General features: G+C 67.8%; 22 protein-coding genes and 1 pseudogene. 18 read left to right on the forward strand and 5 right to left on the reverse strand.

Features of this window, described 5'->3' with window-relative positions; genetic code table 11:
• Positions 1-228: 228 nt before the first annotated feature.
• The 10 genes and pseudogenes from ACAM58_RS02595 to ACAM58_RS02640 all read left to right on the forward strand — a co-directional run bounded on the left by ACAM58_RS02595 (position 229) and on the right by ACAM58_RS02640 (position 11438).
• Positions 229-1359 (forward strand): Re/Si-specific NAD(P)(+) transhydrogenase subunit alpha, encoded by a 1131-nt coding sequence (locus tag ACAM58_RS02595; RefSeq protein ID WP_369664058.1) that lies wholly within the window; start codon positions 229-231, stop codon positions 1357-1359.
• Between the two features lie 33 nt (positions 1360-1392).
• A complete protein-coding gene (locus ACAM58_RS02600) occupies positions 1393-1722 on the forward strand; it encodes an NAD(P) transhydrogenase subunit alpha (protein ID WP_012745555.1) in 330 nt (109 codons plus the stop codon).
• Positions 1719-3146, forward strand: a complete 1428-nt coding sequence (locus ACAM58_RS02605; protein WP_018903963.1) for an NAD(P)(+) transhydrogenase (Re/Si-specific) subunit beta — start codon at positions 1719-1721, stop codon at positions 3144-3146. Before ACAM58_RS02600 ends, ACAM58_RS02605 begins: the two co-directional genes overlap by 4 nt.
• A 101-nt stretch (positions 3147-3247) precedes the next feature.
• Positions 3248-4927 (forward strand): long-chain-fatty-acid--CoA ligase, encoded by a 1680-nt coding sequence (locus tag ACAM58_RS02610; protein WP_018903964.1) that lies wholly within the window; start codon positions 3248-3250, stop codon positions 4925-4927.
• A 50-nt stretch (positions 4928-4977) separates the two neighbouring features.
• Positions 4978-5982, forward strand: a complete 1005-nt coding sequence (locus ACAM58_RS02615) for an ABC transporter permease subunit (RefSeq protein WP_369664059.1) — start codon at positions 4978-4980, stop codon at positions 5980-5982.
• An 8-nt stretch (positions 5983-5990) separates the two neighbouring features.
• On the forward strand, positions 5991-6905 hold the full coding sequence (locus ACAM58_RS02620; RefSeq protein ID WP_369664060.1) for an ABC transporter permease subunit: 915 nt from the start codon (positions 5991-5993) through the stop codon (positions 6903-6905).
• Positions 6902-7939, forward strand: coding sequence for an ABC transporter ATP-binding protein (locus tag ACAM58_RS02625; RefSeq protein ID WP_369664061.1), 1038 nt, complete (start codon positions 6902-6904; stop codon positions 7937-7939). The genes ACAM58_RS02620 and ACAM58_RS02625 overlap by 4 nt, the downstream gene beginning before the upstream one ends.
• A pseudogene (locus ACAM58_RS02630) lies at positions 7936-8981 on the forward strand (peptide ABC transporter ATP-binding protein). The gene ACAM58_RS02625 and the pseudogene ACAM58_RS02630 overlap by 4 nt, the downstream one beginning before the upstream one ends.
• A gap of 30 nt (positions 8982-9011) precedes the next feature.
• The gene (locus ACAM58_RS02635) at positions 9012-10652 is read left to right on the forward strand and encodes an ABC transporter substrate-binding protein (protein ID WP_369664062.1); all 1641 of its coding nucleotides are present in this window, start codon (positions 9012-9014) and stop codon (positions 10650-10652) included.
• A 3-nt stretch (positions 10653-10655) separates the two neighbouring features.
• A complete protein-coding gene (locus tag ACAM58_RS02640; RefSeq protein ID WP_369664063.1) occupies positions 10656-11438 on the forward strand; it encodes a 5'-methylthioadenosine/adenosylhomocysteine nucleosidase in 783 nt (260 codons plus the stop codon).
• On the opposite strand, the gene corA is transcribed toward ACAM58_RS02640, so the two are convergent.
• Positions 11431-12417, reverse strand: coding sequence for a magnesium/cobalt transporter CorA (gene corA, locus ACAM58_RS02645; RefSeq protein WP_012745564.1), 987 nt, complete (start codon positions 12415-12417; stop codon positions 11431-11433). The two genes, ACAM58_RS02640 and corA, sit on opposite strands and share 8 nt — an antisense overlap.
• Before the next feature lie 212 nt (positions 12418-12629).
• On the opposite strand from corA, the gene ACAM58_RS02650 reads away from it, so the two are divergent.
• From ACAM58_RS02650 to hprK, 4 genes are all read left to right on the forward strand, one after another.
• The gene (locus ACAM58_RS02650; RefSeq protein WP_369664064.1) at positions 12630-14750 is read left to right on the forward strand and encodes an ATP-dependent helicase; all 2121 of its coding nucleotides are present in this window, start codon (positions 12630-12632) and stop codon (positions 14748-14750) included.
• Between the two features lie 315 nt (positions 14751-15065).
• Positions 15066-15395, forward strand: a complete 330-nt coding sequence (gene raiA / locus ACAM58_RS02655) for a ribosome-associated translation inhibitor RaiA (protein WP_012745566.1) — start codon at positions 15066-15068, stop codon at positions 15393-15395.
• Between the two features lie 185 nt (positions 15396-15580).
• Positions 15581-16048 carry a PTS sugar transporter subunit IIA gene (locus ACAM58_RS02660; protein ID WP_012745567.1) on the forward strand — a complete coding sequence of 156 codons (468 nt, stop codon included), beginning with the start codon at positions 15581-15583 and terminating at the stop codon, positions 16046-16048.
• Positions 16049-16142: 94 nt separating this feature from the next.
• Complete coding sequence (hprK, locus tag ACAM58_RS02665) at positions 16143-17102, forward strand: HPr(Ser) kinase/phosphatase (protein WP_012745568.1); 960 nt, start codon at positions 16143-16145, stop codon at positions 17100-17102.
• 4 nt (positions 17103-17106) lie between these two features.
• On the opposite strand, the gene fur is transcribed toward hprK, so the two are convergent.
• The gene (gene fur / locus ACAM58_RS02670; RefSeq protein WP_012745569.1) at positions 17107-17526 is read right to left on the reverse strand and encodes a ferric iron uptake transcriptional regulator; all 420 of its coding nucleotides are present in this window, start codon (positions 17524-17526) and stop codon (positions 17107-17109) included.
• Between the two features lie 91 nt (positions 17527-17617).
• On the opposite strand from fur, the gene ACAM58_RS02675 reads away from it, so the two are divergent.
• From ACAM58_RS02675 to ACAM58_RS02690, 4 genes are all read left to right on the forward strand, one after another.
• A complete protein-coding gene (locus ACAM58_RS02675) occupies positions 17618-18178 on the forward strand; it encodes an outer membrane protein assembly factor BamE (RefSeq protein WP_012745570.1) in 561 nt (186 codons plus the stop codon).
• A 145-nt stretch (positions 18179-18323) separates the two neighbouring features.
• Complete coding sequence (gene dapB / locus ACAM58_RS02680; protein WP_259347626.1) at positions 18324-19124, forward strand: 4-hydroxy-tetrahydrodipicolinate reductase; 801 nt, start codon at positions 18324-18326, stop codon at positions 19122-19124.
• Between the two features lie 7 nt (positions 19125-19131).
• Positions 19132-19839: a MotA/TolQ/ExbB proton channel family protein gene (locus ACAM58_RS02685; protein ID WP_369664065.1), complete on the forward strand. Its 708-nt coding sequence runs from the start codon at positions 19132-19134 to the stop codon at positions 19837-19839.
• Between the two features lie 20 nt (positions 19840-19859).
• A complete protein-coding gene (locus ACAM58_RS02690) occupies positions 19860-20330 on the forward strand; it encodes an ExbD/TolR family protein (RefSeq protein WP_369664066.1) in 471 nt (156 codons plus the stop codon).
• A gap of 136 nt (positions 20331-20466) precedes the next feature.
• Here ACAM58_RS02690 and ACAM58_RS02695 read toward each other — a convergent pair whose 3' ends face one another.
• From ACAM58_RS02695 to glgC, 3 genes are read right to left on the reverse strand one after another with little or no spacing between them, the layout of a single operon-like run.
• The gene (locus ACAM58_RS02695) at positions 20467-22950 is read right to left on the reverse strand and encodes a glycogen/starch/alpha-glucan phosphorylase (RefSeq protein ID WP_369664067.1); all 2484 of its coding nucleotides are present in this window, start codon (positions 22948-22950) and stop codon (positions 20467-20469) included.
• A gap of 45 nt (positions 22951-22995) precedes the next feature.
• Positions 22996-24483, reverse strand: a complete 1488-nt coding sequence (gene glgA, locus ACAM58_RS02700; RefSeq protein WP_369664068.1) for a glycogen synthase GlgA — start codon at positions 24481-24483, stop codon at positions 22996-22998.
• Between the two features lie 17 nt (positions 24484-24500).
• Entirely contained in the window at positions 24501-25817 is a 1317-nt protein-coding gene (gene glgC, locus ACAM58_RS02705) for a glucose-1-phosphate adenylyltransferase (protein ID WP_369664069.1), read from the reverse strand.
• Positions 25818-25820 lie beyond the last annotated feature (3 nt).

The following is a 25820-nucleotide window of genomic DNA, read 5'->3' on the forward strand; positions in this document are numbered from 1 at the left end:
GGCGGCCGGGCACGCCGAAACATGGGAGCCCGATACGGGGGAAACAACCGATGTACGGGCCTGCAGGTCCCGATGCCGCCTGCTTCGCTACCATTTATATAGCTACACATGCAATGACTACGGTCATCAAGCGGCGAACAGGCGGTGGATTTTGGCGACAGCGCAGCCGTAATCTTGCTGTAAGCTCTGGCCGCGTTCCCGTATTGCCCTTGCCCTGAGGAGATCTCTATGCTGATAGGCGTGCCTGCCGAGACGATGGCCGGCGAAACCCGCGTGGCCGTAACGCCCGAGACGGTGAAGAAACTGGCCGCTTCCGGGCACACCGTGCGCGTGCAGTCCGGGGCTGGCATTGCAGCCAGCGTCACCGATGCCGCCTACGAGGCCGCCGGTGCCGAGATCGTCAACATGAACGCCGCCTTCGCGGCCGACATGGTGCTCAAGGTGCGCACCCCCAGCGATGCCGAAACCGCGCTCATGAAGCCCGGCACCGTGGTCATCGGCATGCTCAACCCCTTCGATGCGGCCGGCCTGCAGCGCCTGGCCACGGCCGGCCTCACCGCCTTCGCGCTCGAAGCCGCACCGCGCACCACCCGCGCCCAGAGCATGGACGTGCTCTCCTCGCAGGCCAACATCGCGGGCTACAAGGCCGTGATCATCGCGGCCGACAAGTACCAGCGCTTCTTCCCGATGCTCATGACCGCCGCCGGCACCGTGAAGGCCGCGCGCGTGGTCATCCTGGGCGTCGGCGTAGCGGGCCTGCAGGCCATTGCCACCGCCAAGCGCCTGGGGGCCGTCATCGAGGCTTCCGACGTGCGACCGAGCGTCAAGGAGCAGATCGAGTCGCTCGGCGGCAAGTTCATCGAGGTGTCCTACGACACCGACGAAGAAAAGGAAGCCGCGGTCGGCGTCGGCGGCTACGCCAAGCCCATGCCCCCCAGTTGGCTCGCGCGCCAGCAGGTCGAGGTGGCCAAGCGCGTGGCGCTGGCCGACATCGTCATCAGCACCGCGCTCATTCCCGGACGCGCGGCGCCCACGCTCATCACCGAGGACATGGTCAAGGCCATGAAGCCCGGCTCGGTGATCGTCGACATCGCGGCCGGCAAGGGCCCGGGTGGCGTGGGCGGCAACTGCCCGCTGTCGGAAGCCGACAAGACGGTGATCAAGCACGGCGTGACCATCGTCGGCGAGACCAACCTGCCGGCGCTGGTGGCGGCCGATGCGTCGGCGCTTTATGCGCGCAACGTGCTCGACTTCCTCAAGCTGATCGTCACCAAGGAGGGCGGCCTGAAGATCGACCTCGAAGACGACATCGTCGCCGCCTGCCGCGTCGCGCACGACGGCCAGGTCACGAAGAAATAAGCCACCCCGGCACCCCCGCGAGGAGAAGAATCCATGGATCCCGTTTCCCACACCGTCATCAATCTCATCATCTTCGTGCTGGCCATCTACGTGGGCTACCACGTGGTGTGGACCGTCACGCCCGCGCTGCACACGCCGCTGATGGCCGTGACCAACGCGATCTCGGCCATCGTGGTCGTGGGCGCCATGCTGGCGGCCGCGCTCACCGAAACCCCGCTGGGCAAGACCATGGGCGTGCTCGCGGTGGCGCTGGCGGCGGTGAACATCTTCGGCGGCTTCCTGGTCACGCGGCGCATGCTCGAGATGTTCAAGAAGAAAGAGAAGAAGGCCGCACCCAAGGCCGAAGCGGGAGCCTCGCAATGAGCATGAACGTCGTCACGCTGCTGTACCTGGTTGCCAGCGTCTGCTTCATCCAGGCCCTGAAGGGCCTGTCGCACCCCACCACCTCGATCCGCGGCAACCTCTTCGGCATGGCCGGCATGGCCATCGCGGTGGTCACCACCGGCGCGCTGATCTACAAGCTGGCCGGCGGCCAGCTCACGGGCCTGGCCTGGGTGCTGCTGGGGCTGGCGGCCGGCGGCGGCTACGGCGCCTACCGCGCCAAGACGGTCGAGATGACCAAGATGCCCGAGCTGGTGGCCTTCTTCCACAGCATGATCGGCCTGGCGGCGGTGTTCATCGCGGTGGCAGCCGTGGTCGAACCCGCGGCCATGCTCGAAGGCATCGCCAAGGGCGCGCCCATTCCCGCCGGCAACCGGCTCGAGCTGTTCCTGGGCGCGGCCATCGGCGCCATCACCTTCAGCGGCTCGGTGATTGCCTTCGGCAAGCTCTCGGGCACCTACAAGTTCCGCCTGTTCCAGGGCGCGCCGGTGCAGTTCAAGGGCCAGCACATGCTGAACCTGGTGCTCGGCCTGGCCATGATCGGCCTGGGGCTGGTGTTCATGGCCACCGAAAGCTGGCCGGCGTTCTTCGCGATGCTGGCGCTGGCCTTCGTGATGGGCGTGCTCATCATCATCCCGATCGGCGGGGCCGACATGCCGGTGGTGGTGTCCATGCTCAACAGCTACTCGGGCTGGGCGGCCGCGGGCATCGGCTTCAGCCTGAACAACGCGATGCTGATCGTGGCCGGCTCGCTGGTGGGCTCGTCGGGCGCGATCCTGAGCTACATCATGTGCAAGGCCATGAACCGCTCGTTCTTCAACGTGATCCTGGGTGGCTTCGGCGGCGAGGCGGTCACGGCCGGCGGCGCGGCCAAGGAGCAGCGGCCGGTCAAGAGCGGCAGCGCCGACGACGCGGCCTTCGTGCTGGGCAACGCCGAGACGGTGGTGATCGTGCCGGGCTACGGCCTGGCGGTGGCGCGCGCCCAGCATGCGGTGAAGGAACTCGCCGAGAAGCTCACGCACAAGGGCATCACCGTGAAGTACGCGATCCACCCGGTGGCGGGGCGCATGCCGGGCCACATGAACGTGCTGCTGGCCGAGGCCGAGGTGCCCTACGACCAGGTGTTCGAGATGGAAGACATCAACGGCGAGTTCGGCCAGGCCGACGTGGCGATCATTCTGGGCGCCAACGACGTGGTGAACCCGGCCGCGCTCACCAAGGGCAGCCCGATCTACGGCATGCCCATTCTCGAAGCCTACAAGGCCAAGACGGTGATCGTGAACAAGCGCTCCATGGCGGCGGGCTATGCGGGCCTGGACAACGAGCTCTTCTACATGGACAAGACCATGATGGTCTTTGGGGATGCGAAGAAAGTAGTGGAAGATATGGGCAAGGCCATCGAATAGGCCCAAGGTCCGCACCCGCGCAGTGCGGGCAGATCATCACCGCGGCGCCACTTGTGCGCCGCTGTCGTTTCAAAAACACGCGATTCCGAGGAGACACACCCATGACCGACCGCCCCTGGCTCAGCAGCTATCCGCAAGGCGTGCCCGCCGACATCGACGCCTCGCAGTATTCCTCGCTGGTCGGTCTCATGGAGGAGAGCTTTGCCAGGTACGCCGACCGCACGGCCTACAGCTTCATGGGCAAGGACGTGAGCTATGCGGAGACCGACAAGCTCAGCAAGGCCTTTGGCGCGTACCTGCAGGGGCTCGGCCTCGCCAAGGGCGACCGCGTCGCGGTCATGATGCCCAACTGCCCGCAGTACCCGATCGCGGTCGCGGCCATCCTGCGCGCCGGCCTGATCCTGGTGAACGTGAATCCGCTGTACACGCCGCGCGAGCTCGAGCACCAGCTCAAGGACTCGGGCGCCAAGGCCATCGTCATCATGGAGAACTTCGGCACCACGCTGCAGCAGTGCATCGCGGCCACGCCCATCAAGCACATCGTGCTCGCGGCCATGGGCGACCGGCTCGGCTTCCTCAAGGGCGCGCTCGTCAACTACGTGGTGCGCAACGTGAAGAAGCTGGTGCCGCACTACAGCCTGCCGGGCGCGGTGCGCTTCAACGATGCGCTCGACCAGGGCGCGGGCCGCACGCTGAAGGCGCCGGCCCTCGGCCCCGACGACGTGGCCGTCCTGCAGTACACCGGCGGCACCACCGGCGTCTCCAAGGGCGCGGTGCTGCTGCACCGCAACGTCATTGCGAACGTGCTGCAGTCCGAAGCCTGGAACGAACCCGTGATGGCCCAGGTGCCGGCGGGCGAGCAGCCCACGAGCGTGTGCGCGCTGCCGCTCTATCACATCTTCGCCTTCACCGTGGGCATGATGCTGAACATGCGCACGGGCGGCAAGCTGATCCTCATTCCGAATCCGCGCGACCTCGCGGGCGTGCTCAAGGAACTGTCCAAGCACACGATCCACAGCTTTCCCGCGGTCAACACGCTGTTCAACGGGCTGGCCAACCACCCCGACTTCAACACCGTCAACTGGAAGAACCTCAAGGTGTCGGTGGGCGGCGGCATGGCCGTGCAGGCGGCGGTCGCGAAGCTCTGGCTCGAGAAGACCGGCTGCCCGATCTGCGAGGGCTACGGCCTGTCCGAAACCTCGCCCTCGGCCACCTGCAACCCCACCAACAGCAAGGCCTACACCGGCACCATCGGCCTGCCGCTGCCGAGCACCTGGCTCAAGCTGCTCGACGACGAAGGCCGCGAGGTGCCGCCGGGCCAGCCCGGCGAGATCGCGATCAAGGGCCCGCAGGTGATGGCCGGCTACTGGCAGCGCCCCGACGAAACCGCCAAGGTCATGACGCCCGACGGCTACTTCAAGAGCGGCGACATCGGCGTGGTCGACGAGCGCGGCTACTTCAAGGTGGTCGACCGCAAGAAGGACATGATCCTGGTCTCGGGCTTCAACGTGTACCCGAACGAGATCGAGGACGTGGTGGCGCAGATTCCGGGCGTGCTCGAATGCGCCGCGGTCGGCGTGGCCGACGACAAGACCGGCGAGGCCGTCAAGCTGGTGATCGTCAAGAAGGACGAGTCGCTGACCGAAGCGCAGGTGCGCGAATACTGCAGAGCAAACCTTACGGGTTACAAGCAGCCGCGGATCGTGGAGTTCCGTGGCGAACTCCCGAAGACGCCAGTCGGAAAGATCCTGCGGCGCGAACTGCGCGACGTCAAGAAGTAAGGGTTCGGCCCGGGTAGGGCCGCGGCATCGATCTTGCATATTGCGGGTCGATGCTTCGCTTCCTCCTCACGCGCGTGAGCCTGCTGGTGCCGACCTTCATCGGCATGACGCTGCTTGCCTTTTTCCTGATCCGGCTGGTGCCGGGCGACCCCATCGAAACCATGGCGGGCGAGCGCGGGATCGATCCCGAGCGCCATGCCCAGCTGCGCGCGGCCTACGGCTTCGACAAGCCGGTGATCGTGCAGTACGGCATCTACATCGGCCGCGTGCTGCATGGCGATCTCGGCAAGTCGCTCATCACGCAGGAATCGGTCGCCAGCGAGTTCCTTGCGCTGTTCCCCGCCACGGTCGAGCTTGCCGCGTGCGCGATCGCCTTTGCGCTGCTGCTGGGGCTGCCGGCGGGCATCCTGGCGGCGGTGCGGCGCAATTCCATCTTCGACCATGGCGTGATGGCCACCTCGCTCACCGGCTATTCGATGCCGATCTTCTGGTGGGGGCTGCTGCTGATCCTGTTCTTCTCGGTGCAGCTGGGCTGGACGCCCGTGTCGGGCCGCATCTCGGTGCAGTACTTCGTCGAGCCTGAAACGGGCTTTCTCTTGATCGATGCGCTGCGCGCCGGCGACACCGGCGCCTTCTGGTCGGCGCTGCATCACCTGATCCTTCCGGCCATCGTGCTCGGCACCGTGCCGCTCGCGGTCATCGCGCGCATGACGCGCTCGGCCATGCTCGAGGTGCTGGGCGAAGACTACATCCGCACCGCGCGCGCCAAGGGCCTCTCGCGCCTTCGCGTGGTGGGGCTGCATGCGCTGCGCAATGCGCTGATTCCGGTGGTCACGGTGATCGGGCTGCAGGTGGGCGTGCTCTTCACGGGCGCGATCCTCACCGAGACCATCTTCTCGTGGCCCGGTGTCGGCAAGTGGCTGATCGAGGCCATCGGCCGGCGCGACTACCCGGTGCTGCAGGGCGGCATGCTGCTGCTGGGCGGCATCGTGATGCTGGTCAACCTGCTGGTCGACGTGGCCTACGGCGTCATCAATCCACGCATCCGGCATTGACCGATTCCATGGCAACGACAACGACACACGCAGTTTCGAGCAGCAGCGCTGGCGGCGCAGCGCCTCCCGGTCCCTGGCGCGAGTTCTGGACGGCCTTCTCTGCCAACCGCGGCGCGGTGATCGGCCTTGCCACCGTCGCGCTGCTGCTGCTGGTCGCGCTGTTCGCGCCGTGGATCGCGCCGCATGCACCCAACGAGACCAACAGCGCCGTCTTCCTGCTGCCACCCGCATGGCAGCAGGGCGGCTCCGCAAGCTACCTGCTGGGCACCGACGCCATCGGGCGCGACATTCTTTCGCGGCTGATGCACGGCGCGCGGCTCTCGCTGTCCATCGGCGTGGCGGTGGTGGCGCTGTCGGTGGTCGTCGGCGTGGTGCTCGGCCTTGTCGCGGGCTTCTTTCGCGGCGTGCTGGAGATCGCGATCATGCGGCTGATGGACATCGTGCTCACGATGCCGAGCCTGCTGATGGCCATCGTGATCGTCGCGATCCTCGGGCCGGGGCTGGTCAACGCCATGGTGGCGGTGGCCATCGTCGTGCTGCCGCACTACGTGCGCATCACGCGCGCCGCGGTCATTGCCGAGATCTCGCGCGACTACGTGACCGCCGCGCGCGTGAGCGGCGCCGGCACGCTGCGCCTGATGTTCCGCGAAGTGCTGCCCAACTGCGCAGCGCCGCTGATCGTGCAGGCCTCGCTCGGCATCTCCACGGCCATCCTCGATGCGGCGGCGCTGGGCTTCATCGGCCTGGGCGCGCAGCCGCCGTCGCCGGAATGGGGAACGATGCTGGCCGATGCGCGCGAGTTCGTGCTGCGCGCCTGGTGGGTCGTCACCTTCCCGGGCCTTGCGATTCTTGCGGCGGTGCTGGCGTTCAACCTGCTCGGCGACGGCCTGCGCGATGCGCTCGACCCGAAGCTCAAGCGATGAACATGCTGCTCGACATCAAGGACTTGCACGTCGAGTTTCCCACTCAGGGCGGCGTGCTGCACGCCGTCGACGGCGTGAGCCTCACGCTCGAGGAGGGCGAGGTGCTCGGCATCGTCGGCGAATCGGGCTCGGGCAAGAGCGTGACGATGATGGCGCTGATGGGCCTCGTGGGCTTTCCGGGCCGCGTGCGCGCACAGCACATGCGCTTTGCCGGCAAGGAACTGCTCGGCATTTCCGACAAGGCGCGCCGCGCGCTGGTCGGCAAGGAGGTGGCCATGATCTTCCAGGAGCCGACCACCAGCCTCAACCCCTGCTTCACCATCGGCTTCCAGCTGATGGAAACGCTGCGGCTGCACCTTCATCTGGACCGGCGCACGGCGAAAAAGCGCGCGACCGAGCTGCTCGAGCAGGTCGGCATACCGGCCGCGTCGTCGCGCCTGGGCAGCTATCCGCACCAGCTCTCGGGCGGCATGAACCAGCGCGTGATGATCGCAATGGCCATTGCCTGCAACCCGCGCCTGCTGATCGCCGACGAGCCGACCACCGCGCTCGACGTGACGATCCAGGCGCAGATCCTCGACCTGCTGCGCGAGCTGCAGAAGGAGCGCGGCATGGCGCTGGTGCTCATCACGCACAACATGGGCGTGGTCAGCGAGATGGCGCAGCGCATCGCCGTGATGTATGCGGGCCAGGTGATGGAGCAGCAGCGCGTCGACCGGCTCTTCGCGGATCCGCAGCATCCCTACACCGAGGCCCTGCTGGCCGCGCTGCCCGAACGCGCCGCGCCCGAGGGGCGGCTGGCCACCATCGCGGGCGTGGTGCCGGGCGTGCACGACCGGCCGGCCGGCTGCCTGTTCGCGCCGCGCTGCGGCTATGTGACGACGAAGGCCTGCAACGTGCGGCCGGCGCTGCGCGCGGTTGCGTCGCCGCCCGGCGCCGAGGTGCGCTGCCATTTCCCGCTCGGCGAGCCCGGGCGCATGGCGGCCATCGAGGCCGACCGGCCGCGGCCACAGGCCGTGGAGGCGCTGCCATGAGTGGCGATGCCATCGGCGACGTCGTCGTGGAGGCGCGCAACCTGCAGCGCACCTATGCCGTGCGGCGCGGCATGTTCCGCGCGCCTGCGCAGTTGCGCGCGGTCGGCGACATTTCTTTTCGCATCGAGCGCGGCCGCACGCTTGCGGTGGTCGGCGAATCGGGCTGCGGCAAGTCGACGCTCGCGCGCATGGTCGCATTGATCGAAAAGCCCACGGCCGGGCAGCTCGTGCTGGCCGGCCACGATGCCGTGGACCCGCCGCCCGCATACCGGCGCGAACTGCGCCAGGCCGTGCAGCTGGTGTTCCAGAACCCCTATGGCTCGCTCAATCCGCGCAAGAAGATCTCTGCGGTGCTCGAGGATCCGCTCGCCATCAACACCGCGCTCGGAAAGCCCGAGCGGGTTGCCAAGGCGCGCGAGATGCTGGCGCGCGTGGGCCTGCGGCCCGAGCATGCGAACCGCTATCCGCACATGTTCTCGGCGGCCAGCGCCAGCGCATCGCCATTGCGCGCGCGCTCATGCTGGAGCCGCGCCTGCTGGTGGCCGACGAGCCGGTGTCGGCGCTCGACGTGTCGATCCAGGCGCAGGTGCTGAACCTGCTGGCCGACCTGCAGGCCGAGCTGGGCCTGGCCTATCTCTTCATCTCGCACGACCTGGGCGTGGTGCGGCACATCGCGCACGAGGTGCTCGTGATGTACCTCGGCCATGCGGTGGAGCAAGGTTCCAAGGCGCGCATCTTCGCGCGGCCGCTGCATCCCTACACGCAGGCGCTGCTGGCATCCACGCCCGGCCTCAGCAGCCAGCGCATCGTGCTCAAGGGTGAGCTGCCGTCGCCGCTCGATCCGCCCACGGGCTGCGTCTTCAACACGCGCTGCCCGCACGCGACGCAGCGCTGCCGCGAGGAGCGGCCGCTGCTGCGCGCGCTCGACGAGCGCCTGGTGGCCTGCCACTACGCGGAGAAATTCCTCGATGGCACGCCGCCGGTCAGCGCCGATGTGCCCTTGTCCCCGCCGTTCGCCGCGCCTCTGGCGGCGAACCCCTAGTTCACTTCCACCGTGTCCCAAGGAGTTGCCATGAAGAAGACCACCCAGCCATCCGTTTTGCGCCGCTCGCCCAGGCTTGGCGCGCTGCTCGCGCCGGCGGCGCTCGCCGTACTCGCACTGGGCGCGGGCGCCGTGTCCGCCAAGACGCTGGTCTATTGCTCGGAGGGCAGTCCCGAGAACTTCTATCCGGGCGTGAACACCACCGGCACCTCGTTCGACGTGACCACGCAGGTGTACAACACCATTGTCGAGTTCGAGCGCGGCGGCACCAAGGTCGTGCCGGGCCTGGCTGAAAAATGGGACATCTCGGCCGATGGCACGGTCTACACCTTCCACCTGCGCAAGGGCGTCAAGTGGCACAGCACCAGCAAGAGCTTCAAGCCCACGCGCGACTTCAACGCCGACGACTTCATCTTCATGCTCGAGCGGCAGTGGAAGGAGAGCGACCCCTTCTTCAAGGTCACGAGCCAGAACCACTCCTACTTCAACGACATGGGCATGCCCAAGCTCCTGAAGTCGGTGGACCGCATCGACGACCTGACCGTGAAGATCACGCTCAACCAGGCCGAGGCGCCGTTCCTTGCCAACCTGGCCATGCAGTACGCGGGCATCCAGTCGAAGGAATACGCCATTGCAATGCTGAAGGCCGGCACGCCCGAGAAGGTCGACCAGGACCCGATCGGCACCGGCCCGTTCTACCTCGTGCAATACCAGAAGGACGCGGTCATCCGCTTCAAGGCCTTCCCGCAGTACTGGGGCGGCAAGGCGAAGATCGACGACCTCGTGTTCGCGATCACGCCCGACGCCTCGGTGCGCTGGGCCAAGCTGCAGAAGGGCGAATGCCACGTCATGCCGTATCCGAATCCGGCCGATCTCGACGCGATCCGCAAGGACCCGAACGTGCAGGTGCTCGAGCAGCCCGGCCTCAACGTGGGCTACCTTTCGTACAACACCACCAAGAAGCCCTTCGACGACGTGCGCGTGCGCAAGGCCATCAACATGGCGATCAACAAGAAGGCGATCATCGACGGCGTGTACCTGTCGACCGGCGTGGCCGCGAAGAACCCGATCCCGCCGACCATGTGGTCCTACAACGACGCGGTCAAGGACGATCCCTACGACCCCGAAGCCGCCAGGAAGCTGCTGGCGCAGGCCGGCTTTCCCGATGGCTTCTCGACCGACCTGTGGGCCATGCCGGTGCAGCGGCCCTACAACCCGAATGCCAAGCGCATCGCCGAGCTGATGCAGGCCGACCTGGCCAAGATCAACGTCAAAGCCGAGATCAAGAGCTTCGAGTGGGGCGAGTACCGCAAGCGCCTGCAGGCCGGCGAGCACCAGATGGGCATGCTCGGCTGGACCGGCGACAACGGCGATCCCGACAACTTCCTCTACACGCTGCTGGGCTGCGCCTCGGCCAAGTCGGCCAGCGGCAGCAACATCTCCAAGTTCTGCTACCAGCCCTACGAAGACCTCGTGCTCAAGGCCAAGAGCGCGACCAAGCAGGCCGAGCGCGATGCGCTGTACAAGAAGGCGCAAGTCATCTTCAAGGAGCAGGCGCCCTGGTTCACCATCGCGCACGCGGTGCAGCTGAAGCCGGTGCGCAAGGAGGTGGTCGACTTCAAGCTCAGCCCCTTCGGCCGCCACACCTTCTACGGCGTGGACATCAAGTAGCCGATGAACGCACCCGTTGCCATCGTCGCGGCGATGCACGAGGAGCTGGGCGCGCTGCTCGCGCAGATGCCGGACGAGCAGCGCGTGCGCGCCGCGGGCCGCGACTTCTGGGTCGGCCACCTGCACGGCCAGCCGGTGGTGGCCGTGCTGTCGCGCATCGGCAAGGTCGCGGCGGCGGTCACGGCCGCGGTGCTGCTCGAGCGCTTCGGCGTGCGCGCGATCGTGTTCACGGGCGTGGCAGGCGGGCTCGCGCCGGGCGTGGACGTTGGCGACGTGGTGGTCGCCACGCAGCTGCTGCAGCACGACCTCGACGCCTCGCCGATCTTCCCGAAGTACGAAGTGCCGCTCATGGGCCTTTCGCGCTTTGCGGCCGATGCCTCGATCGGCGATGCGCTGGCGGCCGTGGCCGAAGCCGCGCTGCGCGATCCGGCGGCGCTGGTGGGGCAGGCGGCCGCCGATGAATTCGGCCTCCGGTCGCCGAAGGTGCACCGCGGCCTGCTGGTGAGCGGCGACCGCTTCGTCTCGACGGCCGCCGAGAGCGCTGCCTTGCGGCGCAGCCTGCCCGATGCGCTCGCAGTCGAGATGGAAGGCGCGGCGGTCGCGCAGGTGTGCCACGACTACGGCGTGCCGTTCGCGGCCATGCGCACCATCTCGGACCGAGCCGACGACGCCGCGCATGGCGACTTCGCGCGCTTCGTCGCCGAGGTGGCGAGCCGCTACAGCCTGGCCTTGGTCGATGCGTGGCTGGCCACGCTGCCTTCTTGCGGAATGCCGGCCGCTACTTGAGCCAGCCGCGCCGGCGGAAGTACCACATCGGCACCAGCGCGCTTGCCGCCATCAAGGCCAGCGCATACGGATAGCCCAGCGACCAGTCGAGCTCGGGCATCAGCTTGAAGTTCATGCCGTAGATGCTCGCGATCAGCGTGGGCGGCAGCAGCGCCACGCTGGCCACCGAGAAGATCTTGATGGTCTTGTTCTGGTTGATGTTGATGAAACCGACGGTCGCATCCATCAGGAAGTTGATCTTGTCGAACAGGAAGGCCGTGTGGTTGTCCAGCGATTCGATGTCGCGCAGGATCTGCCGCGCCTCCTCGAACTGCTCGGCGTTGAGCATGCGGCTGCGCATCATGAAGCTCACGGCGCGGCGCGTGTCCATCACGTTGCGGCGGATGCGGCCGTTCAAGTCTTCCTGGCGCGCGATGGCGCCCAGCACCTCGCCGGCCAGCTCGTCGCTGACGTTGCCTTCGAGCACCTTCTTGCCCGCGATCTCGAGCTCGTCGTAGATGTTCTCGAGCGTGTCGGCCGAATATTCCGCGTCGGCGTCGAACAGCTTGAGCAGCACTTCCTTGGCGTCTTCGATGAGGCCCGGCGCGCGGCGCGCACGCATGCGCAGCAGCCGGAACACCGGCACGTCCTCGTCGTGGATCGAGAACAGCACGCCGCGGCTGCGAAGCTCGGTGTTGTGCTGGTTCAGGATGAAGGCCACGCGCACCGACCGCGGGTCTTCGTCGTCATCGATCAGGAAGTCGGAGCGGATGTGCAGCTCGCCGTTGTCTTCTTCATAGAAGCGGGCCGACTCCTCGATGTCCTCGTCCATCGCGTCTTCGGGAATCGAGAGGCCGTAGTACTGCTTGATCCAGCGCTTTTCCTCGAGCGTGGGCGATTCGAGGTCGACCCAGATCGGCTGGAACTTGGAAAGCTCCTCGAGCGCCTCGATCTCTTCCTGGACAAGGCGGCCGTTGGCAAGCGTAAAGATATTGAGCATGGGCTCACTCCCGTGAAATGGCTGAGGCGATGGGGCGAGGGGAGGGGTGCTTTCAATCCCCGGGCCCGGGCGTCAGGACGCGGGAGTTGAAAGCTGCCGAGACGGTGCGGTTTCCATGATGCGGTCTCCAGTTGCAGCGAGCGGCGATTATGTCATCGGCCATGTGACGGCAGGCCCTCCGATCTGGATGGACATACAGTAAAGTCGCGGGCATGCAGACCGCTGCGCTCCCCGCTTTTTCCGCCACCGGTGCCACCCAGGCCGAGCGCCTGGCCGCGGCGCTCTCGGCGCTCAACGACGAGCAGCGCGCCGCCGTCGAGCACGGCGTCGGCACGCTGACGGCCGGGCGCGACGAGCGGCCGCTGCTGGTGATCGCCGGTGCGGGCTCGGGCAAGACCAGCACGCTGGCGCACCGGGTGGCGCACCTCATCGCCGGCGGCGTCGATCCGCAGCGCCTGCTGCTTCTGACCTTCTCGCGCCGCGCGGCGCAGGAAATGGAGCGCCGCGCGGGCCAGGTGCTGGCGCGCGTGCTCGGGCTCAAGTCCGACAAGCCGCCCGCGCTGCCCTGGGCCGGCACTTTCCACGGCATCGGCGCGCGGCTGCTGCGCGAATACGCCGCGCACATCGGCCTCGACGACCACTTCACCATCCACGACCGCGGCGACGCCGAGGACCTGATGGGCCTCGTGCGCCACGAACTCGGCCTGTCGTCGAGCCTGAACCGCTTTCCGCGCAAGGGCACCTGCCTTTCGATCTATTCGCGCTGCGTCAACACGCGCGCCCCGCTGGCCGAGGTGCTGGCCGAGGCCTTTCCGTGGTGCGCCGAATGGGAAGCCGAACTCAAGCGCCTGTTTGGCGCCTACGTCGAGGCCAAGCAGCAGCAGAACGTGCTCGACTACGACGACCTGCTGCTCTACTGGGCCGGCATGGTGGCCGAGCCCGCGCTGGCGGCGCTGGTTGGCGAGCGCTTCGACCAGGTGCTGGTCGACGAATACCAGGACACCAACCTGCTGCAGGCCTCGATCCTGCGGGCGCTGAAGCCCGACGGCCGCGGCGTGACGGTGGTGGGCGACGATGCGCAGTCGATCTACTCGTTTCGCGGCGCAACGGTGCGTAACATCCTCGACTTTCCGTCGCAGTTCTCGCAGGCTGCGCGCGTGGTCACGCTGGAGCGCAACTACCGCTCGACCCAGCCGATTCTCGATGTCTCGAACCGGGTCATTGCACAGGCGGCCGAGCGGCATGCCAAGACGCTCTGGACCGACAAGCCCTCCGCCGGCCGGCCGCAGCTGGTGCTGGTGCCTGACGAGGCGCAGCAGGCCGTCTGGGTGGCCGACAAGGTGCTGGCGCACCGCGAGGGCGGCCTCGCGCTCAAGTCGCAGGCGGTGCTGTTCCGTGCCGCCACGCACAGCGCGCCGCTCGAGCTCGAACTGGCGCGCCGCAACATCCCGTTCGTGAAGTACGGCGGCCTCAAGTTTCTCGAGGCCTCGCATGTGAAGGATCTGCTCGCGGTGCTGCGCTTCGCCGAAAACCCGCGCGGCCGCATGGCGGGTTTCCGCGTCACGCAGCTCATCCCGGGCATCGGGCCGGCCACGGGCGCGCGGCTGCTCGATGCCATGGACCAGGCCGCCGATCCGGCGGCGGCGGTGCGCGAATTCGTGCCGCCCTCGGCCGCCCGCGCGGAATGGGCGGTCTTTGCCGAAGCCTATGCCGCGCTGTGCGCGCCCTCGCTGCCGTGGCCGGCCGATGTGGAACTGGCGGTGCGCTGGTATTTGCCGCACCTGGACCGGCTCTACGACGACCCCTCCGGCGTGCGGCGCGGCGACGTCGAGCAGCTGGCGCGGCTGGCCTCGGGCTACGGCTCGCGCGAGCGCTTCCTGACCGAACTCACGCTCGATCCGCCCGAAGCCACCAGCGACAAGCCGGGTCCGCCCTCGCTCGACGAGGACTACCTCATTCTTTCGACCATCCACTCGGCCAAGGGGCAGGAGTGGAATTCGGTGCACGTGCTCAACGTGGTCGACGGCTGCCTGCCGGCCGACGTGGCGCAGAGCGCGCACGAACTCGAGGAGGAGCGGCGGCTGCTCTACGTGGCGATGACGCGGGCGCGCGACCACCTGCATCTTCTGGTGCCGCAGCGCTTCTACGTGACGCAGCAGGCCGTGCGCGGCGACCGGCACCTGTATGCCAACCGCACGCGCTTCATTTCCGAATCGGATCTTGCGGGCTTCGAGCAGCAGACCTGGCCGCCGCCGCCGGCGCGCCCGCCCGCAGTGCCGCCGCCGGCCGCGGTGATCGACCTGCGCAACCGCATGCGCGCGGCCTGGAACTGAGCCGGCCGGCCCTTCGCCCGGCAGGGTCACCGCTGGTGACGCACTGAAACACTTGCTGCCAAAGTGCCGCATCGGCGGGCCTGCATGCGCGGGCCGCTATGGAATCGCTAGCGTGAGCAGCGCATGGTCCGCCGGCGTCCGCCACCCGGAGAAGTCTGCTATTGCAATACCGTGACAGCTTGGGCATAGTGAATCGACCGTTCCCTCTTTTCTCTTCTTCCCCTTTTCTCCCCCAACCCCATATCTGTTTCGCCGGCCACGCCCCATCCCGGAGCGGGGCCATTTTCCCAACCGTCAATTCTCAGGAGGTCATTCATGAATTTGACGATCAGCGGTCATCACCTCGACGTCACACCTGCCTTGCGCACCTACGTCACGAGCAAGCTGGACCGGATCACACGGCACTTCGACCAGGTGGTCGATGTGAAGGTGCTCCTCACGGTGGAAAAGCAGAAGGAAAAGGAACGCCGCCAAAGGGCGGAGTGCAACATTCACGTCAAGGGTAACGACATGTTCGCGGAGTCGAGCCACGCTGATCTCTATGCTGCGGTCGATGAACTGGTCGACAAGCTCGACCGCCAGGTGGTGCGCCACAAGGACCGCCTGCAGGACCACCATCACGCCGCCCCCAAGCGCGTGATGTAGCAGGCCACGGGCCAGAGGGCTGCAGCCCCTGCCGAGCCGCCTGCGGGCGGCTTTTTGCTGCCTGTTGCTGTTACCGGCGCTGACAAGGCTGCGAGGCCTCCGGGCAACATGTAGCCAAAAAGTAAGTAACGGGAGTGGGGGTTTTTACCAAGCGGGTGCATAATCGCCCCCGCCCTTCCCCCACCATGAATCGCCTCGCGTCCATCCTGCCGCCCGCTCAAGTGCTTGTGAGCGTTGACGCTACCAGCAAGAAACGTGCTTTCGAAGAAGCCGGCTTGCTGTTCGAGAGCCTTCACGGCCTCGGCCGCGCGCTCATCACCGACAGCCTGTTCGCACGCGAACGCCTCGGCTCCACCGGGCTCGGGCACGGGGTGGCCATTCCGCACGGCCGCATCAAGGGTCTCAAGGCCCCCATGGCCGCGGTCTTCCAGCTGGCCAACCCGATCGGCTTCGACGCGCCGGACGAGCAGCCCGTCGGGCTCCTGATCTTCCTGCTGGTGCCCGAGGCGGCCACCCAGAAGCACCTTGAAATCCTCTCCGAGATCGCCGAGCTGCTGAGCGACGCCAACCTGCGCGAGCAGATCAAGTCGAGCACCGACGCGGCCGAACTGCACGGACTCATTGCCGGCTGGCAGTCGACGCAAGTCGCCTGAAGTGCCTGCCCAGAGGCTCCCGCGGCCCTGCCGGGCCGGTTCCGCGGTATTCTGGCCGGCCTCCAACTAGGCGCGCAGCGCCATTTCCCTACGCATGAAGCCGACCGTCATCAGTGCCGACGCCATGTTCGAGGAATTCCGCGGGTCGCTCCGCTGGGAATGGCTCGCCGGGCTCGGGGCGTCAGAGCGCCAGTTCGACCCTGAAGTCATCAGCCGGGCCCAATCGGCGGCCGATCTGGTCGGTTACCTCAATTACATCCATCCGTACCGCGTGCAGATCCTGGGCGCGCGCGAAGTGGCCTACCTGACGCGCGGCAGCCAGGAAGACTGCGCCCGGCGCATCGCCCGCATCGTCACGCTGGAGCCGCCCATGCTGGTGCTGGCCGACGGCCAGGCCGCGCCGGACGAGCTGCTATCGATTTGCGAGCGCGCCCAGCTGCCGCTGTTCGCCACCCGCGAGTCGTCGGCCTTCGTGATCGACCTGCTGCGGGCCTACCTGTCCAAGCATTTCGCGGAACGCACCTCGATGCACGGGGTGTTCATGGACATCCTGGGCATGGGGGTCATGATCACCGGCGAATCGGGGCTCGGAAAGAGCGAGCTCGGGCTGGAGCTGATCTCGCGCGGCAACGGCCTGGTGGCCGACGACGCGGTCGACCTGTTCCGCATCAACCAGAACACCATCGAGGGCCGCTGCCCCGACCTGCTGCTGAACCTGCTGGAGGTGCGCGGCATCGGCCTTCTGGACATCCGCGCGATCTTCGGCGAGACGGCGGTGCGGCGGAAGATGCGGCTCAAGCTGATCGTGCACCTGGTGCGGCGCGACAGCTTCGAGCGCGACTACGAGCGCATGCCCTCGGCGCCGCTCACGCAGGACGTGCTGGGCATTCCGGTGCGCAAGGTCATCATCCAGGTGGTGGCCGGGCGCAACATCGCCGTGCTGGTGGAAGCCGCCGTGCGCAACTCGATCCTGCAGCTGCGCGGCATCGACACCTATGCCGATTTCGTGGCGCGCCACCACAAGGCGATGGAAAGCGGGCGCGACGGGGACTGAACGGCTACCTTTTGTTTACGCAGTCGCCGCACAGGCCGTAGAGCGACATCGCGTGGTCCTGCAGGATCCAGCCCTTGTCCTTGGAGATCATCTGCTGGCGGCGCTCGATCTCGGCGTCGTAGAACTCCTCGACCTTGCCGCACGAGGTGCAGATCAGGTGGTCGTGGTGGGTGCCTTCGTTGAGCTCGTAGACCGCCTTGCCGCTTTCGAAATGGCTGCGCTCGAGGATGCCGGCCTGCTCGAACTGCGTCAGCACGCGGTAGACGGTGGCCAGGCCGATGTCGGAGTGCTCGTTCAGGAGCACGCGGAAAACATCTTCGGCCGTCATGTGGCGCTGGCTGCCGGTCTGGAAGATCTCGAGGATCTTCAGGCGTGGCAGAGTGGCCTTGAGGCCGGTGTTCTTGAGTTCGTCGATATTGGCCATGATGGTTCCTGCGCCCTGGGCTGCAGACAGGCCCCAAAAAGGGCCAGCCGCTACAATGGCCGATCATATCGCTACCCCCTTTTTTCCTCCCATGCCTGCCATTCTCCAACGCCGTCCCTGGCTGCTGGCCGCGGCCGTCGCCGCGACCTTCTGCCTCGGTGCCTGCAGCGGCTTCAGCGATCGCACGCGTGGTGCGCTGACGGCCATCACGCCCTACAAGGTCGAAGTGGTCCAGGGCAATTTCGTGTCGAAGGAACAGGTCGAGGCGCTCAAGCCCGGCATGTCGCGCCAGCAGGTGCGCGAAATCCTCGGCACCTCGCTTCTGACCGACGTCTTCCACAAGGACCGCTGGGACTACGTCTTCACGATCAGGCGCCAGGGCGTCGATCCCCAGGAGCGCCGCCTGACCGTCTTCTTCAACGGCGAATTGCTCGACCGCTTCGAGGGCGACCCGATGCCCAGCGAGGAAGAATTCGTCGCCACGCTGGACACCCGCAAGAAGAGCGGCAAGGTGCCGCCGCTCGAGGCGTCGGAAGAAGAGCTCAAGAAATTCGCCCCCAAGGACGACGGCAAGAAGGCCGATGCCACCGCCACGGCCACCAGCCTGCCGCCGCTTCCCGCCGCATACCCCCCGCTCGAAGCCGCGCGCTGAGCACGCGCCAAACACAGGGCGAGGGCGGGCGCACCCGCCGGGTCAGGCGGGGCGTGCCGGTTTCCATGCCAATTTCGAAGGCTGAATCCGCGTGACTGAATCCATTTCCACTTCTTCGTCCCTTTCCGAGTCTTCCACGCCCCCCCTGCGGCGCATCGCGATCGCAGGCGCCTCGGGCCGCATGGGCCGCATGCTGGTCGAGGCGGTGCGCGAGGCGCCCGATTGCCGGCTGGCCGGCGCGCTCGACATGGCGGGCAGCAACGCCATCGGTGCCGATGCGGCTGCGTTCCTCGGCTTCACGAGCGGCGTGCCGATCGTGGCCGACCTGCGCACCGGCCTCAAGGACGCGCAGGTGCTGATCGACTTCACCCGCCCCGAAGGCACGCTCGCGCACCTGGCTGCCTGCCGCGAACTCGGCGTGCAGGCCGTGATCGGCACCACCGGCTTCAGCGATGCGCAGAAGGCCGAGATCGCCGAGATCGCCAAGGACATCGCGATCATGGTCTCGCCCAACATGAGCGTGGGCGTCAACGTCACCTTCAAGCTGCTCGAAATGGCGGCCAAGGCGCTCTCGACGGGCTACGACATCGAGATCATCGAGGCGCACCACCGCCACAAGGTCGATGCGCCCTCGGGCACCGCGCTCAAGATGGGCGAAGTGATCGCCGGCGCGCTGGGCCGCGACCTGAAGGACTGCGCCGTGTACGCGCGCGAAGGCATCACCGGCGAGCGCGACCCGTCCACCATCGGCTTCTCCGCGATCCGCGGCGGCGACATCGTGGGCGACCACACCGTGCTGTTCGCGGGCACCGGCGAGCGCATCGAGATCACCCACAAGTCCGCGAGCCGCGTCACCTACGCGCAGGGCGCGCTGCGCGCCGTGCGCTTCCTGGCCGGCCAGAAGGCGGGCCTGTTCGACATGTTCGACGTGCTGGGCTTGCGCTGAAAGAACGATGAGCGTCCTCGAACTGCTCACCCAGGGCGACGGCGTGAGCCGCTCGGTGGCGGCGCTGCTGCTTGCGATGTCGATCGCCAGCTGGGTGGTGATTCTCTGGAAAGCCTGGCTGCTGCGCGGCGGCACGCGCGACGTGCTGCGCAGCATTGCGGCGTTCTGGCAGTCGGCCACGCTCGCCGATGCGCAGCAGCGCCTGCAGGCCTTCGACCGCGCCATGCTGGTGGGTCCGGCCGTGAGCGCCATCAGGAATGCGGCAGCGACGGATGCAGGCGACGCCACGCTCGGCGCCACCACCGGCGACCGCAACCAGCGGCTCACGCGGGCGCTGCGCGGCGCGCTGCATGGTGCGCTGCGGCGCCTGCAGTCCGGCCAGATCCTGCTGGCCACCGTCGGCGCCACGGCGCCCTTCGTGGGACTGCTCGGCACGGTGTGGGGCATCTACGGCGCGCTGTCGGGCATCGCGGGCCAGACCGGCGGCTTCACCATCGACAAGGTGGCCGGACCGGTGGGCGAGGCGCTGGTGATGACGGCCTTCGGCCTGGCCGTGGCCATTCCGGCCGTGCTGGCCTACAACGTGTTCGGCCGCGTCATCGGCCGCATCGAAGCCGAGCTCGAGGGCTTTGCGCACGACCTGCTCGGGAGCTTCGGCAGCCCGCCGACACCGCCCGCGCCGCCGCCCGCGCGGCCCATGCCGGTGTCGGCCTAGCCGAGCGGAGCGCACGAGCCATGGCCTTCGGTCGCACCTCCCTGGGCAGCAGTGCCGCCGGCGGCGGGCGCGCGACCGGGGCGGGCGGACAGCGGCCGCTGTCCGACATCAACGTCACGCCGCTGGTCGATGTGATGCTGGTGCTGCTGGTGATCTTCATCATCACCGCGCCGCTGATGGCGAGCTCGATCAAGCTCGACCTGCCGCAGACCGATGCCGGCCAGCCCAACGACACGCCCAAGTTCGTGAGCGTGTCGGTCGATGCCGCGGGCAAGACCTTCTTCAACGACCAGCCCGTGACCGACGAGGAACTGGCCGCCCGGCTGCAGAAGGCCGCCGCCGACAGCAAGGACACCGAGGTGCAGTTGCGCGCCGACCAGACGGTGCCCTACGGCAAGCTGGTGGCGCTGATGGGCATTGCGAACAAGGCGGGCCTGAACCGAATCGGCTTTGTGACCGAGGCCAAGGCGGCGCCCGGAACGCCGCGCTGATCCTGTCTTGCTCCTTCCCCTTCCGGGGGAAGGCTGGGATGGGGGCTGGCCCCGCATCCGATGACGCGAAGGCATCGAGGCCGACGTGCCCCCCACCCCGGCCCTCCCCCGGCAGGGGAGGGAGAAAGTCGAAGGCTCAGGCCAGCACCACGGGCTTGGTGTGCCAGATCTCGTGCGCGTACTGCGCAATCGTTCGGTCGGACGAGAACGCGCCCATGCCCGCCACGTTGAGGATGGCCATGTGCGTCCAGGCGTCCGGGTCGCGGTAGAGCGCATCGACCTCGGCCTGCTTCGCGACGTAGCTCGCGTAGTCGGCCAGCAGCAGGTAGTGGTCGCCCCAGTTCACGAGGGCGTCGTAGATGCCCTGGTAGCGCGAGGGCTCGCCGGCCGAGAAGGCGCCGTCACGGATCGCATCGAGCACGCGCTTGAGCTCGGCGTTCTCTTCGTAGATGTCGCGCGGCTGGTAGCCGTGGGCGCGGATGTCGGCCACCTCTGGCGTGGTGTTGCCGAAGATGAAGATGTTCTCCGCGCCCACGTTGTCGCGCATCTCCACGTTGGCGCCGTCGAGCGTGCCGATGGTGAGCGCGCCGTTGAGCGCGAACTTCATGTTGCCGGTGCCCGAGGCCTCGGTGCCTGCGGTGGAGATCTGCTCCGACAAATCGGCCGCGGGCATGATCACCTCGGCCAGGCTCACGCTGTAGTTGGGCAGGAACACCACCTTCAGCAGCTTGCCGACGCGGCTGTCGTTGTTGATGGTGTGGGCCACGTCGTTGACCAGCCGGATCACGAGCTTGGCCATCTGGTAGGCCGAGGCCGCCTTGCCCGCGAACACCACCACGCGCGGCACGATGTCGACCGGCGCGCCCGCGGCCTGCGCGTCGAGGATGCGGTGGTAGCGCGTGACCACGTGCAGCACGTTGAGCAGCTGCCGCTTGTATTCGTGGATGCGCTTGACCTGCACGTCGAACATCGCGTCGGTGTCGAGCACCAGGCCCATGTGCTGCTCGACCCAGTTGGCCAGGCGCAGCTTGTTCTCGCGCTTGGCATGGCGAAAGGCCCGTGCGAAGGGCGGCTGGGCCGCCATCGGCCGCAGCGCCTCGAGCTGCGAGAGGTCGCGCCGCCAGCCCTTGCCCAGGCGCTGGTCGAGCAGGCTCGCGAGCGGCGGGTTGGCCTGCGCGAGCCAGCGCCGCGGCGTGACGCCGTTGGTCTTGTTGTTGAAGCGCTCGGGGAAGATCTTTGCGAAGTCCGCGAAGATCGATTGCTTCATGAGCTCCGAATGCAGGCCCGACACGCCGTTGATCGAATGGCTCGCGAGCACCGCCACGTAGGCCATGCGCACGCGGCGCTCGCCCGCTTCGTCCACCAGCGAGAGCCGGCGCAGCAGCTCGACGTCGTTGCCCGCCTTCTGCGTCACGGCCGCGAGGAACTTCGCGTTCATGTCGTAGATGATCTGCAGGTGCCGCGGCAGGATGCGCCCGAGCATCTCGACCGGCCAGGTCTCCAGCGCCTCGTGCATCAGCGTGTGGTTGGTGTAGCTGAACACCTTCTGCGTGTGGGCCCAGGCCACGTCCCATGCCAGGCCGTGCTCGTCGAGCAGAAGGCGCATGAGCTCGGGCACCGCGAGCACCGGGTGCGTGTCGTTCAGGTGGATGCTGACCTTGTCGGCCAGCTGGTCGAAGCTCTTGTGGTTGCGCAGGTAGCGCCGCAGCAGGTCCTGCACGCTCGCGCTGCAGAAGAAGTATTCCTGGTGCAGCCGCAGCTCGCGGCCCGAGGGCGTGGAGTCGTCTGGGTAGAGCACGCGCGAGACGTTCTCGGAGTGGTTCTTGCTCTCCACCGCCGCCATGTAGTTGCCGCGGTTGAAGGCCGAGAGATCGATCTCCTCGGTGGCGCGCGCCGACCACAGGCGCAGCGTGTTGGTGGCCTGCGTGCCGTAGCCCGGGATGATGGTGTCGTAGGCCACGGCCAGCACGTCGTGCGTGTCGACCCAGTCGGCCGCGCCGTAGGGCGCGTTGGTGCCCTCGCGCTTCTGCACGCGGCCGCCGAAGCGCACGCGGTAGTTCACCTCGGGCCGCTGGAATTCCCAGGGGTTGCCGCGCGTGAGCCAGTAGTCGGGCGTCTCGACCTGCTGGCCGTCGACGATGCGCTGGCGGAACATGCCGTATTCGTAGCGGATGCCGTAGCCCATGCCCGGCACGCCGAGCGTGGCCATCGAATCGAGAAAGCAGGCCGCGAGCCGGCCGAGGCCGCCGTTGCCCAGCGCCGCGTCGGGCTCGCGCTCGGCCAGGGCCGCCATGTCGACGCCGAAGTCGGCCAGGGCTTCCCGCACCGTGTCGTAGAGGTCGACCGCCAGCAGCGCATTGGTGAAGGTGCGCCCGATCAGGAACTCCATCGAGAGGTAGTAGACGCGCTTGAGGTCCTGCGCATAGTTGGCGCGCGTGGTCGCCATCCAGCGCTCGACCAGCTGGTCGCGCACGGCCAGCGCGGTGGCGTGCAGCCAGTCGTCCTGGCTGGCCGCGACGGGGTCCTTGCCGACCGCATAGATCAGCTTGTTGGCGACGGCGCGCTTGAACGCGGCCACGTCGCGGTCGGGATGGTCGTAGGCGAAGTCTTTGAGGGTCATGGGCTTCGGTGAAGAGTGGTGGGGTGGTGCGCCGTGGCGCTTGGTTCAGGTGCCGGCGGACTCGAGCGCCTGCCGGTAGACCTCGATGTACTGGCCGGCGGCGCTGGCCCAGTCGGCCGGGCGCCGCATGGCATTGCCGCGCACGCGGCGCCAGTCGGGCGCACGCTGGTAGAGCGCGAAGGTGCGCCGCAGCGCGCGATCGTAGTCGGTGGCATCGAAGCGGTCGAAGACAAAGCCGGTGGCATGGCCGCTGGCCATGTCCTCGAGCGTGCAGTCGACCACCGTGTCGGCCAGGCCGCCGACGCGGCGCACCAGCGGCAGGCTGCCGTACTTGAGGCCGTACATCTGCGTGAGGCCGCAGGGCTCGAACAGCGACGGCACCAGCGTCACATCGCCGCCGCCGAAGAGCTGGTGCGCGAGCGTTTCGTTGTAGCCGATGGTGACGCTGACCGCGCGCGGCGCGGCCGCCGCGCGCTCGCGGAAGGCTTGCTCGAGCCCGGCCTCGCCGCTGCCGAGCAGCGCGAGCTGGCCGCCTTCGGCCAGCAGCGTGTCGAGGCCGCCGAGCACGAGGTGCAGGCCCTTCTGCTCGGTGAGCCGGCTCACCAGGATGAAGAGCGGCGCATCGGGGCGCTCGGCCAGGCCGAGCTGGTGCTGCAGCACCGCCTTGCAGCGCGCCTTGCCCGCCATGTGGCGGCCTTCGGGCGTGTGGTAGCCCTGCACCAACGCACTGTCGGTGGCCGGATTCCAGACCTCGTCGTCGACCGCGTTGAGGATGCCCGTGAGCACGCCGCCGCGCAGGCGCAGCAGGCCGTCCAGGCCGAAGCCCTGCTCGGGCGTCTGGATCTCGCGGGCGTAGGTCGGGCTGACGGTAGTCAGGCGGTCGGCAAAGTAGAGGCCGCCCTTCATGAACGACACCTGCCCGTGGTATTCGAGCCCGTTCATGTGGAACGCCGGCGCTGGCAGGCCGAGGTCGGCAAAGTTCCACGGCGCCGAGATGCCCTGGTAGGCCAGGTTGTGCACCGTGAACACGCTGCCCGTGCGGGTGGCGCCGGCCTCGCGCGCGAAGTGCAGGTAGGCCGGCGCCAGCCCCGCATGCCAGTCGTGCGCATGCACGACCTCGGGCTGCCAGGTGGGATCGAGCCCCTGCGCCAGCTGCGCCGCGGCCCAGCCCAGCAGCGCGAAGCGCCGGTGGTTGTCGCCGTAGGGCTGGCGCGTGGCGTCTTCATAGGGGTTGCCGGGCCGGTCATACAGCGCCGGCGCATCGATCACGTAGGCGGGGATCGGCGCCGCCGCGCCGTCGATGGCGATGCGGCCCGCGCGCAGGCCGAAGCGTTCCGGGCCCCAGGGCGCCGTGAATTCGGCCACGGGCGCCAGCTCGCGCACGCCGGCCAGGATGGCCGGAAAGCCGGGCAGCAGCACGCGTGCGTCCTGTCCGGCGGCCATGAGCGCGAGCGGCAGCGCGCCGGCCACGTCGGCGAGGCCACCGGTCTTGAGCAGGGGGAAGAGTTCGGCGCTGACCTGGAGGATTCGCATCGGGGAAGGGTGCGGCCTCAGGCAGCCAGCAGGCGCTTGAGCATTTCGCGGGTGACCAGCACCACGCCGTTGTCGGTGCGCTCGAAGCGCGCGGCATCGGCGTCGGCGTCTTCGCCGATCACCATCTCGTCCGGAATGACGCAGCCGCGGTCCACCACCACGCGGTTGAGCCGGGCGCCGCGGCCCACCTCAACGTCGGGCAGCAGCACGGCCTCGTTGATGTCGCAGAACGAATGGATGCGCACGCCCGAGAACAGCACCGAGCTGCTGACCTTGGAGCCCGAGACGATGCAGCCGCCCGAGACGATGGTGTTGACCGTCATGCCGTGCTTGCCCTCGCGGTCGAGCACGAACTTGGCCGGCGGCAGCTGCCGCTGGTAGGTCCAGATGGGCCAGTCTGTGTCATAGATGTCGAGTTCGGGCGTGATGGAGGCCAGGTCGAGGTTGGCTGCCCAGAATGCATCAATCGTGCCCACGTCGCGCCAGTAGGCCTTGGCGCCGGGCCCGCGCGAGGCGCGCGTGACGCAGGACATGCCGAAGGGATGCGCCAGCGCGCGGCCCTGCGCCACGGCGCGCGGGATGATGTCCTTGCCGAAATCGTGGCTCGAATCGGGGTTGGCGGCGTCTTCCTCGAGCAACTGGTAGAGGTACTCGGAATCGAACACGTAGATGCCCATGCTGGCCAGCGCCACGTCGGGATGGCCCGGCATGGCGGGCGGGTCGGCCGGCTTTTCGAGGAAGGCCGTGATCTGGCGGCCGTCGTCGATGGCCATCACGCCGAAGGCGGTGGCCTCCATGCGCGGCACCTCGATGCAGCCGACCGTGCAGCCCAGGCCGCGCTCGGCATGGTCCTTGACCATGATCGAGTAGTCCATTTTGTAGATATGGTCGCCGGCCAGCACCACCACGTAGTCGTGCTTGGTGGAGCGGGTCTGGATGATGTCCAGGTTCTGGTACACCGCGTCGGCGGTGCCGCGGTACCAGTGCTCGTCGCCCGTGCGCTGCTGCGCGGGCAGCACGTCGACCATCTCGTTGAGCTCGGCGCGCAGGAAGCTCCAGCCGCGCTGCAGGTGGCGCATCAGCGAATGCGACTTGTACTGCGTGACCACCGCCATGCGCCGGATGCCGGAGTTCAGGCAGTTCGACAGCGCGAAGTCGATGATGCGGAACTTGCCGCCGAAGTACACCGCCGGCTTGGCGCGCCGGTCGGTCAGCTGCTTGAGGCGCGAGCCCCGGCCGCCGGCCAGCACCAGCGCGATGGTGCGGCGGACCAGTTGATGCGCCTGCAGGGGGGCCTGCGGCGTGCTGTTGCTGCTGATGCTGTGGTTGTCCATCCT

Origin of the sequence: Variovorax sp. V116 (assembly GCF_041154435.1) — a bacterium.
Lineage (GTDB): Bacteria > Pseudomonadota > Gammaproteobacteria > Burkholderiales > Burkholderiaceae_C > Variovorax > Variovorax paradoxus.

What these genes read in the sequence shown, in the direction of transcription:
- corA (WP_012745564.1), bottom strand. Translation starts at nt 12,417, where the DNA reads ATGCTCAATATCTTTACGCTTGCCAACGGCCGCCTTGTCCAGGAAGAG.
- glgA (WP_369664068.1), bottom strand. Translation starts at nt 24,483, where the DNA reads ATGCGAATCCTCCAGGTCAGCGCCGAACTCTTCCCCCTGCTCAAGACC.
- ACAM58_RS02600 (WP_012745555.1), top strand. Translation starts at nt 1,393, where the DNA reads ATGGATCCCGTTTCCCACACCGTCATCAATCTCATCATCTTCGTGCTG.
- ACAM58_RS02690 (WP_369664066.1), top strand. Translation starts at nt 19,860, where the DNA reads ATGGCCTTCGGTCGCACCTCCCTGGGCAGCAGTGCCGCCGGCGGCGGG.
- ACAM58_RS02635 (WP_369664062.1), top strand. Translation starts at nt 9,012, where the DNA reads ATGAAGAAGACCACCCAGCCATCCGTTTTGCGCCGCTCGCCCAGGCTT.
- glgC (WP_369664069.1), bottom strand. Translation starts at nt 25,817, where the DNA reads ATGGACAACCACAGCATCAGCAGCAACAGCACGCCGCAGGCCCCCCTG.
- ACAM58_RS02675 (WP_012745570.1), top strand. Translation starts at nt 17,618, where the DNA reads ATGCCTGCCATTCTCCAACGCCGTCCCTGGCTGCTGGCCGCGGCCGTC.
- ACAM58_RS02650 (WP_369664064.1), top strand. Translation starts at nt 12,630, where the DNA reads ATGCAGACCGCTGCGCTCCCCGCTTTTTCCGCCACCGGTGCCACCCAG.
- ACAM58_RS02615 (WP_369664059.1), top strand. Translation starts at nt 4,978, where the DNA reads ATGCTTCGCTTCCTCCTCACGCGCGTGAGCCTGCTGGTGCCGACCTTC.
- ACAM58_RS02685 (WP_369664065.1), top strand. Translation starts at nt 19,132, where the DNA reads ATGAGCGTCCTCGAACTGCTCACCCAGGGCGACGGCGTGAGCCGCTCG.
- hprK (WP_012745568.1), top strand. Translation starts at nt 16,143, where the DNA reads ATGAAGCCGACCGTCATCAGTGCCGACGCCATGTTCGAGGAATTCCGC.
- ACAM58_RS02620 (WP_369664060.1), top strand. Translation starts at nt 5,991, where the DNA reads ATGGCAACGACAACGACACACGCAGTTTCGAGCAGCAGCGCTGGCGGC.
- ACAM58_RS02640 (WP_369664063.1), top strand. Translation starts at nt 10,656, where the DNA reads ATGAACGCACCCGTTGCCATCGTCGCGGCGATGCACGAGGAGCTGGGC.
- ACAM58_RS02605 (WP_018903963.1), top strand. Translation starts at nt 1,719, where the DNA reads ATGAGCATGAACGTCGTCACGCTGCTGTACCTGGTTGCCAGCGTCTGC.
- ACAM58_RS02595 (WP_369664058.1), top strand. Translation starts at nt 229, where the DNA reads ATGCTGATAGGCGTGCCTGCCGAGACGATGGCCGGCGAAACCCGCGTG.
- fur (WP_012745569.1), bottom strand. Translation starts at nt 17,526, where the DNA reads ATGGCCAATATCGACGAACTCAAGAACACCGGCCTCAAGGCCACTCTG.
- ACAM58_RS02660 (WP_012745567.1), top strand. Translation starts at nt 15,581, where the DNA reads ATGAATCGCCTCGCGTCCATCCTGCCGCCCGCTCAAGTGCTTGTGAGC.
- ACAM58_RS02695 (WP_369664067.1), bottom strand. Translation starts at nt 22,950, where the DNA reads ATGACCCTCAAAGACTTCGCCTACGACCATCCCGACCGCGACGTGGCC.
- ACAM58_RS02610 (WP_018903964.1), top strand. Translation starts at nt 3,248, where the DNA reads ATGACCGACCGCCCCTGGCTCAGCAGCTATCCGCAAGGCGTGCCCGCC.
- ACAM58_RS02625 (WP_369664061.1), top strand. Translation starts at nt 6,902, where the DNA reads ATGAACATGCTGCTCGACATCAAGGACTTGCACGTCGAGTTTCCCACT.
- raiA (WP_012745566.1), top strand. Translation starts at nt 15,066, where the DNA reads ATGAATTTGACGATCAGCGGTCATCACCTCGACGTCACACCTGCCTTG.